The organism is Pseudomonas sp. Xaverov 259 (assembly GCF_019352915.1).
In the GTDB taxonomy this organism is placed as follows: Bacteria; Pseudomonadota; Gammaproteobacteria; order Pseudomonadales; family Pseudomonadaceae; genus Aquipseudomonas.
Map to the genome: position 1 here is coordinate 120,693 of NZ_JAAAFV010000051.1, position 16,017 is coordinate 136,709.

Here is a 16,017-nt window from a genome sequence, read left to right on the forward strand (position 1 = left end):
TCCTTGGAGTGTTCAAAGAACCTTAAAACCTCTCTGGATTTCGCACAGACGACTATAGGCGCGGCGCACTCTCTGTTTAGTACGCGAGGACAATAATCTCAGTATGGTTTTCCTTAGAAAATAGGCGCAGCCAGCCTGACTGGTTACTGTAAGTATGCGAATAGAGGAAACGCCGCAATGCCTGGCCACACCAGCACAATACTGTCCTGCGGCTATAAAGCCACGCCCCCTTAAGTTTGAGGCCAATATCAAATAATTACCACCCACTTCATGTGAAGATGCTCCAGGCACCTCCAAATATGAAAGTTTCTTCACAAAAGCCAGGTATAATTCACTCGACTCTTTAAAGGCAAGTTCGACTTTGCTACGCGTATCCTGGCCAGCGTGGCTACGAGCACGAATAAGAACGGAGGGCATATGAATAAATGCAAAATATTCTGCAGCACGAAACCATAAATCATAATCCTGCGTCGTCCGTAAGCCCTCACTGAACATTCCAACTTCCGCAAAAACACCTCGTGGTATCAGCAAACTGCAACCATGCAAGGCGCTACGCGCGGTCAGCCAATAGCGAAAGTACTCAGGCGGCACCCCTGGCATAAAAACGGAAATATCGTCTGTTTTCGCCTCGTCCGTGAAAATTGAATAATCAGAATAGATAACCGTTCGAGCAGTTTCGTATTTGTTCAAAAAACTGATCTGTTGGGCGATTTTTTGGGGGGTATAGAGGTCATCATGGCTTAACCAGGAAAAATACTCTCCTGCCATTTCACGTATCGCACAGTTCAATGCTGACGCGACACCACCATTAATCTTTTTTAAGTAACGGATGCGATCTCCAAACGAAAGGGCGACGCGTTCAGTCGCCCCGTCATCATGACTACCGTCGTTTACAACAATGACCTCTATATTCGAGTATGTTTGCCCCAGCGCACTCTCTATCGCTCCACCTAAAAAAGCCGACCCGTTGAAAACCGGAATAACGATTGTCACCAACGGCGAGAAATCATCAACCGGTAACTCCTTCTCAGGAATCGAAAGCATCACAAACTCCTACGCGAGATTTTCAGCACTCAAACTCTGTGTTTTCTCACGATGTTTCTTTGTGCTGTACAGTAGAGTCGCGACCATTCCAGGAATATTCACCACAAGCATGCCAACTCGAAAACAGAAATAAATCGTCGCAAAGGGAGCAACCCTGTTAGCTAACTCGATGCACACTTTAGAAAACACAGACTCACCGACACCTAAACCACCTGGCGTTATGGGAATAACCGAGAATAAGTTCCCGAATACACCCGCAATGGCAGTCACTTCCGCATTCGCGGCGAACGGAAACATTGACGCAATTATCACCATTCCAATAATCACAATACCCGTCGCAGCCAACGAGGCGACCCAACAAAGCAACAACGTTGGCCAGGCACGGACATACATGAGCAGCGTCAAACCGAACGGCTGAAGGTGATGTCGAACTTTTATCGGCAACCGATCAATAAGGGAAAACTTCAACGCAACAAAGACCCCCAAGACCAACAGTATCAAACTCATGAAAGACAGTAACACCAGAACTCTTAGTAAACCGATATATTGATGAAACTCTGAATCCGGAGATACGGCAGCCGGTAGAAAAACTGAAACCAGCATTGCGACAGACACCAAGCCTAACATAGCAAACACTCGGTCTGTGACGATTGAAATAAGCGCTGTCGATCGGCCACTTTCCAACAGTCGAAAGATCTGTACGCCCTTAACCGCGTCACCACCAGCCGCCCCTGGTAGCCAGGTGGAGAAAAAGCTGCCCATCAACTGCAGATTAAGCACCGTACTCAGTGGAATTATATTCTGTGTCGCCTTAAGCAATAGCCACCAGCGAAAGCCGCTAATCAAAATCCCTAAAAACAGGCAAATCAAGGCCGGAACAAAAAGATCGATATGATCGAACACTACTGTTATTGAACCAAAGTCCAACTGACCACCGTTCAGAAGCGCCACGACCAGCGCACCAGCAAGCAACAGTTTTATAATCAAAAAAACATGGCTCTTTTTTATATAACGCATAATCCCCTACTCTTTAGCCTGTTTTTTCTGAAATGCGCATTGCACCGTGGTTTTAAGCTCATATCATGCGCCGAAGCTATCAATACCGTCCATCCGCGATGCTAATGCCACCTTACCCGCCATCGCGGGACCCTCACCGGAAACAGAATACACGCATAGGCTGGCCTCCGTTCCAGCCTAATACGCGCTTCGTCAGTGAAATGCGGCCAAGCGCTCACGGAGTAACTCATCAGTGCGCTTACTGCATAACCCCAGCGAAATTAACAACAATACGATCAACAATGAACACCCCAGCGCCCATGACAAGCTTTTGGGTTGGTACTCCATCGTGATCGTGTAATGGCCAGGAGGAACAATTACGCCACGGAATGTGTTTTCGACCTTGATGATCGGCGCTTTCTGGCCATTCAACAGCGCGCTCCAGTTGGAGTGCCAGTTATCCGAAAGGAATACCAATGACTCTTCAGTCACATCACCACTGACTACCACTTTGCCATTGCGGTAAGTCTCTATGACCGCTGGCACCAGCGTATTCCTGAAGCCAGGTGGCAGCTTCGCGCTGTTATTATCCGGTCGCTCCGCCATCCTGACCGAAAAAGCTCTCGGCAGCACCTTGGTGTTTTCCATGACAACAGTACGTTGACTTTCGTAAGCCTCGACGAAGCCCACACGCTTCAACTCTTCCTTGTACGCCGAGTAAGCAACAGGTAACAGTACATATTTAACTCCCAACACGTCGACAGCCTCCCAATTGATGGAGTTCGCATTCGGCTTGTCCTGAATTAACATGAAGGTTGGAAAAGATCCTCGCGGCGCAAATCTAGCGTCATACCCAATCCGTTGAGTGTTAGCCAAGTTGAAGGTTGAATAGAAAAAATCATTGAATGCCGGCAGGTTTCCTTGGTTCATGGTCGACACTTCTTGAATCTGATAAGCAGAGCCTAGCTCAGGATCTAGACCGCCTTGGCCAAAATTTAAGGTCCGGTAGTGACCGATATTATCTTTTACAAACTGTATGGCGACTGGCATTTTGTCAAATACATCGCTTCTTTCAAAGCGACTCATTTTCCCCCACCCCAACAGTTCAACAAATAACATAGTCAGCACCACCAGAAGCACTGCACCCGAACACTTTGCCGTACGCGGCACATACTTTAGAGCAAATACAACGACACTCGTTAACACGACCGTGGCAACGATGAAGTACAAGGAATCTGTTTTATACTCCAACGCAGGCGCGTGGAGTCCAAATAGATTGAACAAGTAGACTAGGGATGCAACGAGAATTGCCATAACCACTATATACGGCAGCAGATAGAAATCGCGCTGCTGTAAGTTATTGACGCCAAAACCCACCAGCACCACCATAGCAAGCATGATCACGGGCCACCAATACTGGCTCCCGATATTCCCAACGATAGGTAAGTATGAAAATAACCAGTGAATCCATACCGGATCAAACAGCCGTACCACGATAAACAAGCCGCCCAGCGCACAGAGCGATACCAGCCACTTGAAGTGCTTCAGGCGTGCCGAAAATGCACAGCTGGCCAAAGCGATGGCCACGACCCCACTGTGAAAAACGCTATTGCCGGTAATGGAGCCGGCGTCGTCCCAAAAAGCCGCTGCTGGCTCCATGGCGTTATACGATTCAAACAGATGGCTCGGGGTATAAAAGGACGCCAATGCGTTGGGAAAACGCAGCCCCCAGAATATCCTTTTCGAGTAATCGTCCAGCGTACCGAGACTTTTCAAGTTCTCTAGGAAGGGAAAGTATAACGGTGCCAGCAATAGGCCTGACGCCAACACGCTTGTCCCCAGAACAGCTAGAACAAAAAAGCCCTGCTTGATCGAATACTTACCCGTCTGGATGGAAGCTATCAGGCAGCCAACAACTATTAGCCCTATCGCCAGCAGCCCGGTAATAGTGGTCGGCATGAACGTGCATGAAAAGAACAACGCAAACGCCAGTACCGCCATACTCCAAGTCAATACCGAGATACGATCAATTAGGATTAATGCGGTGTATAGACAGACTGGGATATAGAGATAGCTTTGAGTAACATTTGAACCAAGGTTCGCAGTGATATAACCGTTGAGCAGGTAGAACGTCGCAGCGCTTGCAGCGGCGATAGAGGATAGCCCAAACACTTCCCGGACGGTGCGATAGATGAAGAACACCCCAAAATATAGGGCGATCATAATAGCAATGTTGAAGCTGAGAGAGCTGCCGCCGAATAACGCACTTACGACCGTCAACGCAGAAAACTTCTGATCAACAAGCGCCTCAGGGCCAAGCGCACCGGCAGCAGAATAAGGGTTCCAGTAAGGCGACTCACCGTTTCTCAAGGTATGGGCCATAAACTGGATCATAGGGTCAGACTGATAAGTCGCCCCACCGTTATCGTTATAGCCCCCCCACCAGTCCGTCCCCATTGGAATGGGGTAAACCGATTTTTTCTGCAACCCCGTTACGGCACCTGTCACTTGATCCGTAAGACGCAGACTCGCACCATTGAACAAGACATCAGGGAAGGCGGCCAAGATGAGCAGCAAAGCGACCAGACAGGCTTCCAAAAGAGGCCGCTTCGGATACGATCGTGACGCTTGATCACAAAATAAGTTAGACACGGCAGTTCCAAAAATACTTGTTAAAGAAAATTAGAACCAATAGACCAACTTAGTCTTGTGTAAAAACGCACGAATCAGGCAATAACCAAAACCCAACCCCTCTTTATGAAAGATAAACTTTGAAACGCCCCGCTCACGGACCCCCTGTGCACCCGCGATGTATTTTACTTCGCCTCCCATCAAGATCGATTTAAAGGTGATTTCCGGGCTGATGCTGAATCTGTTTTGGCTCAGGCCGACACCCAGTGTTTCTCTTCTACGAAACATTTTGAAGGCGTAAGTCGAGTCAGGAATATACTGACCCAGTGCCAGCTTGACGCCGATACGGAAGAAAAACTGGAAAAACTTATATTTAAATGGAATGGTACCGTCATCGCCCGACTGAATATAACGAGAGCACTGGGCCAAAATGGCACCCTTTTCCATCTCTTCATAAAGTGGTGGAATCAGGTGGATAGGATCTACCGCATCGGCTGAGACGAAAATGCAATAACGGCCAATCCCGTGAGCGGCACCATATCGAACGACTGCCCCGTAGCCGCGACGATGAAGAGAGCGGCTGATAACGCGAACAGGCAAGTGATCTCGGTTTTGTTCGCTCCATGCGGAGGCCAGGCTATAGGTCTCATCATCGCTTTTGTCATCAACGACAATAATTTCGGTGGTGAATTCCTTGCCGCTCACAGCTTTTTTGACGCTGTCAAGAATCCCAACGATATTTTCTGCCTCATTCAGGCAGGGAATAACGATGGTCAAATCGATAGGATCTTCTTTTCGCGTGGGTACGCCGGCCGTCACGTCTTCGTGTGGTGCTGGATTAGTCTCAATGCTCATATATTTCCCCTTTCCCTAAAAATGTTGCTTCAGTATATTTTTTGTTTTTTGTTAACCAACCAGTCTGGACGAATAAGGAACCAGACGGCTCAACGCGGCGATAACCAAACTAACTATAAATGCACTGAGCGATAAACTGATGATGCTGGCGAAGGCTGACATTGTTGACAGCGATAAGGTAAAGCCAAACATGCCGCCCTTGATAAGTTCAATGACCAGCAGATGCATAAAGTACACAGGGAACACCAGGCCCGACAAAAACGCCACAGGCTTTGCAAGCTCAGGCGAAAGGCGGATTTTCCCGATTAGCATGAATGCCGCAACCGCCGCAATCATGACATTAGGGCTGAAATATTCCAGCGCGGTTTCAACCGGGGTGGGTGATTTAGAGTTCAAGTACCAGCTGACTAAAAATGTCGTGACACTTGCCAGGACAAACACAATGCCGCTGTACCACGAGGATAGTTTCTTAACCGCCTCGGCGTGCGCCAAGTAGTAGCCTAGCAGGAAATAACCTGGCCAATGCAAGAAGTCAGTTAGTACTAGGTGGTTGAGTATCGGCTCATGATCATAAATCCTTACCGCATTCGCCAGAAACCAGATCCCGAAGAAGTAAGCGGCAAAATGCTTACTCGAAAGGATCGCTGCGGAAAGAGGCTGGAGAATAGGCAAAACGATGTAGATCCCTATGATCATATAAACGAACCACAGATGATACATAACCGGGCCGTTGAATGCCTGTAGCAGCGCCGATGGGATACTCAGCGGCAGCCCCTGCCAGTAGCAAATCCAGAAAACGTGCAGAACGCTCCAGAACGCCAGAGGTACTGCGACTTTCATTATACGGGACGCTACGCCTCTAAAAGCACCAGACGTTTCTCTCCCCAAGAGAAGTGCGCCAGAGAGCATCGCAAACAAGGGGACCGCCACGCGCGCAATGGAGTCAAGAGCGTTGGCAGTTAGAAAGTCCCCAAGACTTATGTTTCTATAGTTGTAGAATATCGGTGCTGAAACATGAATGATAACAACCCCCAGCATTGCAATCAGGCGGCATGAGTCTGCCCAAGCCAATCGCCCCATTTGTTGTTGTGTCATAGCGGTGCTAAACCCTTGAAGTAAGTATTATTTTGTCCAACGGTGCCCCAACAATCACACCGTCAATGCTTGAGGCAGCTACTTTAAACAGAACAGCATCGTGCATCCAATGCAACTGTACGTGCTCCTGCAAGGTTCCATTGGCAATAGCCGCGACAATCGAGTAATCCCCGATGGCCAAAATAGGTAACTTGAAGTGAAAGGCAGCTTCAATACGTTTGCCGGCCTCTACTCTTACGGGAGACTTTTTGTACGAGTGATAGGTGTTGCCCCCAATCAACGGTTGACCCAGACGGTCCTTTATCGTGAACCCCAAGATCGGAAGGTCGATGTCATGATTAGCTTTTGCCACGACCTTGACCACCACCTGTGCGCCGCCCTCACTGACGATCAAGGGATGGCCGGACTCATTGGTAAAGCTGACTTTCAGAATCTCCGCGCCCCCGGTTCCAAATGCTGACGACTGTTCATTGAAACCGAAGCACTCGATTTCTTGGTCGCCTTTAGCAATTGACCCATCCGCGATGGAAACCACCTGCTGCTCGATAATGTCAAATTCGGGCTCTTGCTCGGTCGCCGCATCGGAATCGTCTGTCGTCACCGCCGCATCTGCAACAGTGACAATTTCGGCCCCCGTGTGTTGCATGTATTGCTGAGCGAAGTAGTTTTCACACACTTCCTTGGCGCTACCGGCCTCACGAACAGCACCTCCCTCCAGCCATATCGCGTGATCACAGAATGCAGTGACCGCAGCCAAATCATGACTAACGAAGAGTATGGTGCCCTTCTCCTGAAACTGCCGAAGGAACCGCATGCACTTCTGTGCAAAGAAAGCATCCCCCACGGACAAAGCTTCATCGATAATCAGAATATCGGCATCAACGTGCGCAATCACCGAAAAAGCCAGACGTGCCTGCATGCCACTTGAATAGGCTTTGACCGGCTGGTCGATAAAATCCGCCAGCTCCGAAAAATCGACGATTTTCTGGAACCGCTCTTCAATGCATGACTTCTTCAGCTCGAACAGACTGGCATAGAGGTAAATGTTTTCCCGGCCACTGAACTCAGGATTGAAGCCTGAACCCAGTTCAAGCACTGCTGCAACTTTCCCATTAACTTTTATTGAACCCTTGGTCGGCGTCAATGTGCCCGTCAACAATTGAAGCAGGGTACTTTTGCCTGCACCGTTACGACCAATAACACCTACAGACTGCCCTTTAAGTACTTCGAAGCTCACTTCCTTCAAGGCAAGAAAATCACGGTAGTAGTTGCGCTTCCACCCAAAGAAAATTTGCTTCAGACGATCATGCGGTGAGTCATAGATATGGTAAGCCTTCTCAAGGTCTGAAACTTCGATGACGGGGAGGGCTTTGATTTCGCTGTTCATTTCAACACTCATAAAACATCCGAGAAGCCATGTCTGACCGACCTGAAGAAGCGAAGCCCCAGCGAACACACAAACAAGCTCACCGCGGTGTAGATCAACAGACCCCGAAAGTCAGGGATAACCCCATTGATCAATACCAGTCGACTTTGCTCTACGATGAACGTAAGGGGGTTGAGCATGATGATGTTGCTGGCCCAAGCCGGCAGCTTGTCCAGCGGATACAGCACGGGAGAGAAAAACATCAATGCTTGGGTGACTACCACGGTCAGTTGGGCGATGTCTCTCAAGAAAACGCCCAATGCGCTTAGGAACCAAGTGATACCCAGCAGGCACAGCACCATCGGGGCAATGACAAATGGCAGGAAGACGATGGTCCATTGCAGACTGCCATTTACCGCCAGCGCTATCGCCATCCAGGCAACGCTGCTCAGCAACAATTGAAAGACGGCCGAGCCGATAGGCACCCACACTAACAACTCAACCGGAAAGACGACTTTCTTCACAAAGTTGGGGTTCTGCGTAATCAGGTTCGGTGCACGGTTTACGCACTCGGCAAAGAAATTGAATACGATCAACCCCGGAAACAGCATCAGCGCGAATCCGGTTATCCCATCGACACCCGGCCAGCGCGATGGGAGGAAATAACCGAACACCACGGCATACATCGCCAAGGTCAGCAGCGGCGTAATCAAGGGCCATAACACACCCAGCAGTGCGCCCTTAAAGCGCATATCGATATCACGCTTGATTAACTGCTTAATGAGGTCAAAATGTCGTACATGCGCGGTCAGGATATGTTGATTCATGTAGCTAGCCCCGCAGCGGCCTTTGTATGGTCACCCAAAAACTCGAGCAACGACGTCTTCATTCGCTCTAGGGTGAAATCCCTCATGAAGCATGAATGCCCATTCGCTGCGTATCGCCCATAGGTCTCCTCATCCTGGATAACCTTCTCCAGGCACGCAACGATCGTGGCCGTGTCCAAGGATTGGCAGAGGTAACCTGCGTCGTTAGCCTCAACATATTTGGCAGGGGACGCATAGGCAGGCGCATGGCAGAACACCGGCCGCCCTGCTGCGAAATAGGTAACCAGTTTGGACGGGAAACTGTTACTCGACTCTTCTCGGTACTCCTCGGAAAACCAATAAGGCATGTACAGCAGATCCGAATCCGCCAACAAGCGGATGGTTTCTTCCTGGCTTCTCCATCCCAGATATTCAAAGTTGGATGGGCTCTGAGTAAATGCACTGAACCCCCCGCCCATTATCCGGACACGTATGCGCCGGCCGGCAACCGTCCAGTTGCACCCATTAAGCGCATATTGAAGACATTGCCATTCTGCCTGCGCATAAAACTGTCCGGCCATTGCGATAATGAACTCGTCGCGCACATGAGGACGCGCTGCGGGTTCAGTTGCCAACTCACGGGGTAGGCCCGCAATCACAGGAACGTTGGCGACGTTGTATTTGGCCGAGTAGTTCTCAGACATCGCCCAGGATGCGGTTGCGCAAGACGTACTGTGTTTAAGAACGTCGTCGAACTCCTTTTGAAGTCGGCGACGTGTAAACCCGTCAATGCGGTTCGCCTGCAACCACCAGCCAAACGGATCCCACACTTGGGTCAACAAGGGAACATTTAGCTTTTGCGTCAGCTGACGCGCGAGCCGAACCATGGTCTGCCCCTGCAGCACGACCCAAACCGCGTCTACCCGCTGGGCTTTAGCGAACTCAACGATTTTAGGCAGTAGATCGTTACGCACTCGGCCAGCCTGAAGCAGCTCGTAAGGAAACGCCGACAACACACCGGCTCTACGCGGAAGAACCCTGACCGACGCCTCCCGCGGTTTCTTCAATAGCAACCTCGGGACGTCGTCCAGTTCAGCCGGTATTTCCGGCTGCAGTGCAGGGTTGACCACAGCACAGATCGCAAGCTGGTCTTTGGGCAGAAAACTGACCAGGCGATCAAGCACCAGACCCGCAGTGAAGTTCCGGCATGGCGGAATATCGGTTAAGAGCAGTAACTTCATTTAGCCGCGACCGTTTTGTAAACATCAGCCAGGCGTTGTGCGTATAGCTCATCACCATAATGCTTTTCTGCAATTTCGCGACCTTTGCGCCCACGCTCAAGTCGCTCTTGCGGGTTATCGATCAAATGCTGGAGGGCTTCATAGAGCGCCGCCCCATCGTGCATGGGAACGGAAATACCGACGTCGGGAGCGAAGGTAACTTCAGGCAAGGAAGTGCCATCAAACACCACGACCGGTTTACCGCAGGCGAGCGCTTCGATGGCCATAACGCCAAACGCTTCGACGATGGAGGGCATCAGAAAAATATCCGAAGCCACAAACGCGTCGCGCGCCTCTTCCTCGTTATTGGTCCAGCCCAATTCGACCAACTGGAAACGATCAGAAAACCGCTCCATCAACCCTTTGCTATTGAGCGTGAGCAGGCAAATCGGTTGATCTGTCTTGATACGTTCCAGCGCCTCGATAATATAAGGCAAGCCCTTGAACTGATTGTCGACTGCGCGGAAGCAAATAACCAAAGCGTCGTCAGGAATGCCAAAGCGTTTACGCGCATCCGGAGAGGCCGTCGGTGAAAAAAAGTTCAGATCCAAACCGAAAGGTACATGGTGGATGTCAACATCCTCGAACAATGGAGACGCTTCGACCATGTCACGCATCCACTGCGAAGCCACAATCACATCAAACTTGGATTTTTTGTACGAGCGTTTTTTGTAATTAAACAAAAACCGCGTGGTATCCCTGAGTAATGGAAAGTGAATATTCAAGTCTGGGCAACTGCCGCAGCCGGTCTTCCAACGCTCACATTCAAAGGGATAGATGCAGTGCCCGGTCATCGCCCAAGGATCGTGCAAGGTCCATACAGTGGGCTTGCGCCGAGTGATTTCCGGAAGATGGGAAAGACTCATGTACCCCGAATGAATAATGTGCAAGTGCACGACATCCGCCTCTTTGAAAGCGGGCATCTTCATCATCTGCTTTGCATGCGGGTAGAACATAGACTGCGTTGAGGTGAGACGCTCAAAGCGGTTTACGATCCGATTTATTTTTCGAGTCTTATCGCCCTCGAACGTCAAAACTTCCGGATTCTGACTATCTTTCTCCCAAACGAGGTGCTGGGATTCAATATCATGCGTCTTTAATAAAGGGGTGATGGACAGTCCGTTAAAGCGCCGTCCTGGCGACTCATAGCCATTAACTTGCAGAATTTTCATTTACGGAACGAACCTAGTTTTAGGGCTACTTTCGAAATAAGACTATTAGAAATCAACGTTTCGCGATGAGCCAAAGCGATTTCCATCTCAGCCAGTTCTTTTTCTCGGACTGCAAGCCGCGCGTGCTCTTCTACAGCACCCACTTCACTTTGTCGAACTTGACTTTCCCGAACAGACAAAGCGTTGTTCTGGTGAGCAATGTTCGCCTCATGTTCCACTGTTCTTAACTCACGGGCCGTAAGCTGAGCTTCCTTCTCGGAAATACCCGCTTCACGCCGAAGAATGTCTTGCTCACTGCTGGACATCTTCTGATTACGTCGAACTAGGTCCTCATGAATACCATTCAGGTTACTCTCATGACCCAGTAACTGCGCTTCTTTCTCGGCAATCGCGGCTTCACGCCGCACCAGATCTTCCTGAATACCGTTCAGGTTGCTCTCGTGATTCAGCAACTGCGCTTCTTTCTCGACAACCGCCGCTTCACGTCGAGCGAGGTCTTCCTGAATGCCCTTCAAGTTGGACTCGAGAGCCACCATCAGCACTTCTTTTTCAAAAACCTGAGCCTCACGGCGCTGAATACCGCCTTCCGCCTCTGCAACGACCACTTGACGGGGGTGCAGACCCGCCTCGATGCCTTCCAGATTGGCACCATGCTCAATCAATTGCTGTTCTTTTTCTGCAATCGCGACTTCACGCTCGACGAGGGCTGACTTGATGCCGTTGAGGTTCAGCTCATGGTTGGCAAGCTGCACCTCTTTTTCCGCGACCCATGCTTCACGCCGAAGAATATCTCCTTCTAAGTTTTTCAGGTTCGCGTGATGATTTTCCAGCTGGGCTTCTTTTTCAACAAGCTGAGTTTGTTTCTGAAGCGACAGTAACTCGGCAGTCTGAATACTTGCCTCAAGTGATTCGATACCCAAATTTTGCAAAAATTCAGGCTTCCACGCTGGGACAGGAAATTCAATGAGCTCTCTTACCGCCTTCAGCTCCGCTACACTGGAAATGCACACAATGGAGTTAGGCGGATCTTCTTCATCGCGCGCCATCTTAGTTACACCGTCTAACCCTTCATAAAAAAACTCTTTATTAGGGTAAGCATCAAAATGCTCTTCTTTGATACGGTGTACAAGATGATGAATATTACCTTCCGACTCATTGAAAGGTACATTCACCATCAGCCGACGACGACACGCGATCCGCAGCGCGAAGTTCAAACCATTTTCGACGTGCTCGAGAGCGTGACGAGAAACCACGTAATCAAAGCCTTTGGACTGACTAACAAAGGCTTCAGCGTCGCAATTGATATAGTCGATATTGATCGAACCATAATTATCTTTTGCGTACTGGATGGACTCAACACTTGGATCAATGCCGACAATCTTGACACCAAGAATAGTATCAAGCATGTAGGTGCCGTGACCGGTACCGCAGCCAATATCGAGTACGGTGATACCCGACTCTATCATCGCCGGATTTTCCCGAATATCAGATTCAATGATGTCGCGAAAGAGCTGATAACTGCTTTTATGGCGAACAATCTCTGCACGGTCATGAGTCTCTCCTGGTACCAGACGCTCTCCTGCGTTATATATTGCGTCCAGCGTCTCAGTATCTGTACTCATATCAAATATCTCGCTGTTTTTTAGGTATATACGTTTCCAATCACTTGGACCAAACTGTCCTATTAATAAAGTCTACGTAGCTCATTACAACACGCAAAACTTTCTGTGAAACAATGCCACCCTCATAATCCGGAACGATGCGCGGCGCGACGGCGTCTTGATGTTGGCTGGTGACGATACGAACGGCGTCAAGGACACGTTCGGCTTTCAAACCGCTCATAATCAGCGTCCCCTGGTCCATACCTTCAGGACGCTCGTGAGCATTACGGATAGTGATGGCGGCCAGGTTCAGTAGAGACGCTTCTTCGGTGATCGTGCCGCTGTCTGACAACACACAAAACGCCTCCATCTGTAAACGGATGTAATCAAAGAATCCGAACGGTTTGAGAAACTGGATTCTCGCGTCCAACCCTTCCATGCCCAGAGCCTCGAGACGCTGCCGAGTACGCGGGTGGGTGGAAACGATTACTGGTTTGCCATAGGCTTCAACCAGCGCCTGCAAGGTATTGAGCAGGTCCTGTAGGTTGGCAGGTGTATCAACGTTTTCTTCGCGGTGAGCGCTGACGATAAAGAACTCTTTAGGCTTCAATTCGAGTTTTTGCAAAATCTCGGAATTGGCAATCTTGGGCTTAAAGTACTCAAGCACTTCCTGCATATGGGAACCGGATTTAATAATACGGTCCGGCGGGATTCCCTCGTCCAGCAAGTAACGACGCGCGTGCTCCGTCAGAACAAGGTTGATATCGCTCAGGTGATCCAGGACTTTACGGTTCAGCTCTTCGGGAACACGTTGGTCGAAGCAACGATTACCGGCTTCCATATGAAATACCGGAATCTTACGACGTTTGGCTGCAATGACTGACAGGCACGAATTAGTGTCACCGTACAACAGTAATGCGTCAGGCTTCTCGGTCTCCATCACTTCATCGGCTTTTTCAATGACGCGGGCGATGGTTTGTGCGGCGTTACTGCCAACCGCACCGAGGAAATAATCAGGCTTGCGAATATCTAGGTCATCAAAAAAAACCTGGTTCAACTCATAGTCAAAATTTTGCCCGGTGTGCACCAGGATGTGTTGAGTATGCTCATCAAACTCCGCAATCACCCGGGACATTTTGATCAACTCAGGACGCGTCCCGACAATGGTCATCACTTTAAGCATTGAGTTGCCCCTGAATGTACGGCAGTTTTAAAAGCAATTGTTTGACACCATCAACATTGAGCTGAACAGTGTTGTGCGACGTGTAGTCTTCGGAACCGGCAATACCCAGTTCACCCTCCACGACGAATTTAGCGTAGTTGAGATCCCGGTTATCGGCCGGAACGCGATAGTACTGACCCATGTCTTCTGCTTTTGCCAGTTCTTCACGAGATACAAGCGACTCGTAAAGCTTCTCGCCATGACGTGTGCCGATGACGCGAATTTCGTTGTTTTTTTCGAACAGTTCCTTCAACGCTTGGGCAAGCACTTCAATTGTCGATGCCGGCGCCTTTTGAACAAAAATATCGCCTTGGCGGCCGTGCTCAAATGCGTGTAATACCAAGTCCACGGAATCCTCAAGAGACATCAGGAAACGAGTCATGGTCGGGTCAGTGATGGTAATAGACTTACCTTCTTTCAACTGCTCGATGAAAAGCGGTATCACAGAGCCTCGCGAGGCCATGACGTTGCCGTAGCGAGTGGCGCAGAACACCGTTTCGCCATTGCCCTGCATCCGCGCCTTGGCGACCATGAGTTTTTCCATCATGGCCTTGGAAATACCCATTGCATTGATTGGGTAAACCGCCTTGTCCGTACTCAGCACAATAACTCGGTCGACATTGTTATCAATGGCGGCCTTCATGACGTTTTCTGCCCCCAAAACATTGGTGCGTATCGCTTCCATCGGGTAGAACTCGCAAGACGGCACTTGCTTGAGTGCTGCCGCGTGAAAGACATAATCGACGCCTTTCATCGCATCTCGAATGCTGTCGTAATTGCGCACGTCGCCGATATAGAACTTCAGCTTCGGATTATTCAACGCAATTCGCATATCTTCCTGTTTCTTTTCGTCACGACTGAAGATGCGAATTTCCTTCACATCCGTCTTGAGAAAACGATTCAAGACAGCATTACCGAACGACCCTGTACCACCAGTGATCATCAAAACTTTGTTATCGAACATCGCCAGATACCTGAAAATTAATTGAAATCATGCATATACTTGACCAGCGCCGGCCACTCCGGGGCCACATAACCTGTCGCCATTCGAAACCTACTCGAGTCCAGCGAGCGATCAATAGACAGCTCATCGGACGGTAGTATTTCGATATCTTTCCCATACACATCAGCAATTAATCCCAACAAGTCATACTTGTTGATCGGCTTAGCAGACACGTGATAGAGGCCGTGCAGGTCAGGATGAGGCAGCACATAGTCATTTATTACCCTGGCGAGTTCCATCGTGGGCAAGCCGGAAAATATCGCCCGCGTAAAACCCTTCACCTGACCCTCTTGAGCTAGGAACCACCCAACAAGGCTGCGGTTCCCGGACAACTCTTTACCGATGATCGAGGTGCGCAAAGTAATCGCGTGGGGATAATCAACTTCGCCCAACAATTTGGAGCGACCGTACAGATCATAGGCATCTGGAAAATCTGATTCGAGGTAGCCGCCCTTCGTGCCGGAAAAAACACAGTCAGTACTCACATGTACCAGACGTGCATCAGTGGCTTTGCACAGCGCGGCCAATCGATGAGGTAGCAATGTATTGATGGGAACGGCCAAGAGGGGGTCATTGGCATCTGCGAGCTGCTTTACCAAGCCCACGCAATTAACGACAACATCCGGCTGAATACTGCCGAATGCTTTTATAAGTGAATCGTGGCTTTCAACATCAACACCGAATACTAACTTCTCGGCCAACGCGGGCGAAAAGTGATTACTAGCACTTTCGCTACGCGCGGTACCAAAAACATTCAAACCAGGATTATCGGACAGCACGCGGTACACCGCGTTACCCAGCATCCCGGAAACGCCCAAAACCATAACTTTCATTGCTTCAACCTCCACTTCCCTGCTACTACAAAGCCGCTCACTCTCTAACGTGAACAGACACGTCTGTTGAAGCCTTTAAAGGTGTAACAAAAAACATCACTCCTAACGGACAA

The 16,017-nt window shown here is 49.6% G+C and carries 13 protein-coding genes; all 13 read right to left on the bottom strand.

Annotation, left to right across the window (positions count from 1 at the left end; genetic code table 11):
- Positions 1 to 12: 12 nt before the first annotated feature.
- The gene (locus K0H48_RS22125; RefSeq protein ID WP_219269159.1) at positions 13 to 1,044 is read right to left on the bottom strand and encodes a glycosyltransferase; all 1,032 of its coding nucleotides are present in this window, start codon (positions 1,042 to 1,044) and stop codon (positions 13 to 15) included.
- 9 nt (positions 1,045 to 1,053) lie between these two features.
- Entirely contained in the window at positions 1,054 to 2,061 is a 1,008-nt protein-coding gene (locus K0H48_RS22130; RefSeq protein WP_219269160.1) for a lysylphosphatidylglycerol synthase transmembrane domain-containing protein, read from the bottom strand.
- A 192-nt stretch (positions 2,062 to 2,253) separates the two neighbouring features.
- Positions 2,254 to 4,692, bottom strand: coding sequence for a YfhO family protein (locus K0H48_RS22135; RefSeq protein WP_219269162.1), 2,439 nt, complete (start codon positions 4,690 to 4,692; stop codon positions 2,254 to 2,256).
- A 30-nt stretch (positions 4,693 to 4,722) separates the two neighbouring features.
- Positions 4,723 to 5,526, bottom strand: coding sequence for a glycosyltransferase family 2 protein (locus K0H48_RS22140; RefSeq protein WP_219269164.1), 804 nt, complete (start codon positions 5,524 to 5,526; stop codon positions 4,723 to 4,725).
- 51 nt (positions 5,527 to 5,577) lie between these two features.
- Positions 5,578 to 6,621, bottom strand: coding sequence for an acyltransferase (locus K0H48_RS22145; protein WP_219269166.1), 1,044 nt, complete (start codon positions 6,619 to 6,621; stop codon positions 5,578 to 5,580).
- Positions 6,622 to 6,628: 7 nt separating this feature from the next.
- Complete coding sequence (locus K0H48_RS22150) at positions 6,629 to 8,008, bottom strand: ABC transporter ATP-binding protein (RefSeq protein ID WP_219269167.1); 1,380 nt, start codon at positions 8,006 to 8,008, stop codon at positions 6,629 to 6,631.
- 8 nt (positions 8,009 to 8,016) lie between these two features.
- Complete coding sequence (locus K0H48_RS22155; RefSeq protein WP_219269168.1) at positions 8,017 to 8,814, bottom strand: ABC transporter permease; 798 nt, start codon at positions 8,812 to 8,814, stop codon at positions 8,017 to 8,019.
- On the bottom strand, positions 8,811 to 10,034 hold the full coding sequence (locus K0H48_RS22160; RefSeq protein ID WP_219269170.1) for a glycosyltransferase: 1,224 nt from the start codon (positions 10,032 to 10,034) through the stop codon (positions 8,811 to 8,813). The genes K0H48_RS22155 and K0H48_RS22160 overlap by 4 nt, the downstream gene beginning before the upstream one ends.
- Positions 10,031 to 11,245, bottom strand: coding sequence for a glycosyltransferase family 4 protein (locus K0H48_RS22165; RefSeq protein WP_219269171.1), 1,215 nt, complete (start codon positions 11,243 to 11,245; stop codon positions 10,031 to 10,033). Before K0H48_RS22165 ends, K0H48_RS22160 begins: the two co-directional genes overlap by 4 nt.
- Entirely contained in the window at positions 11,242 to 12,867 is a 1,626-nt protein-coding gene (locus K0H48_RS22170) for a class I SAM-dependent methyltransferase (protein ID WP_219269173.1), read from the bottom strand. The genes K0H48_RS22165 and K0H48_RS22170 overlap by 4 nt, the downstream gene beginning before the upstream one ends.
- 40 nt (positions 12,868 to 12,907) lie before the next feature.
- Positions 12,908 to 14,029 (bottom strand): non-hydrolyzing UDP-N-acetylglucosamine 2-epimerase, encoded by a 1,122-nt coding sequence (wecB, locus tag K0H48_RS22175; RefSeq protein WP_219269175.1) that lies wholly within the window; start codon positions 14,027 to 14,029, stop codon positions 12,908 to 12,910.
- The gene (locus K0H48_RS22180; RefSeq protein ID WP_219269178.1) at positions 14,022 to 15,032 is read right to left on the bottom strand and encodes a polysaccharide biosynthesis protein; all 1,011 of its coding nucleotides are present in this window, start codon (positions 15,030 to 15,032) and stop codon (positions 14,022 to 14,024) included. The genes wecB and K0H48_RS22180 overlap by 8 nt, the downstream gene beginning before the upstream one ends.
- Positions 15,033 to 15,049: 17 nt before the next feature.
- Entirely contained in the window at positions 15,050 to 15,904 is an 855-nt protein-coding gene (locus K0H48_RS22185) for an SDR family oxidoreductase (protein ID WP_219269181.1), read from the bottom strand.
- Between the last annotated feature and the right edge of the window lie 113 nt (positions 15,905 to 16,017).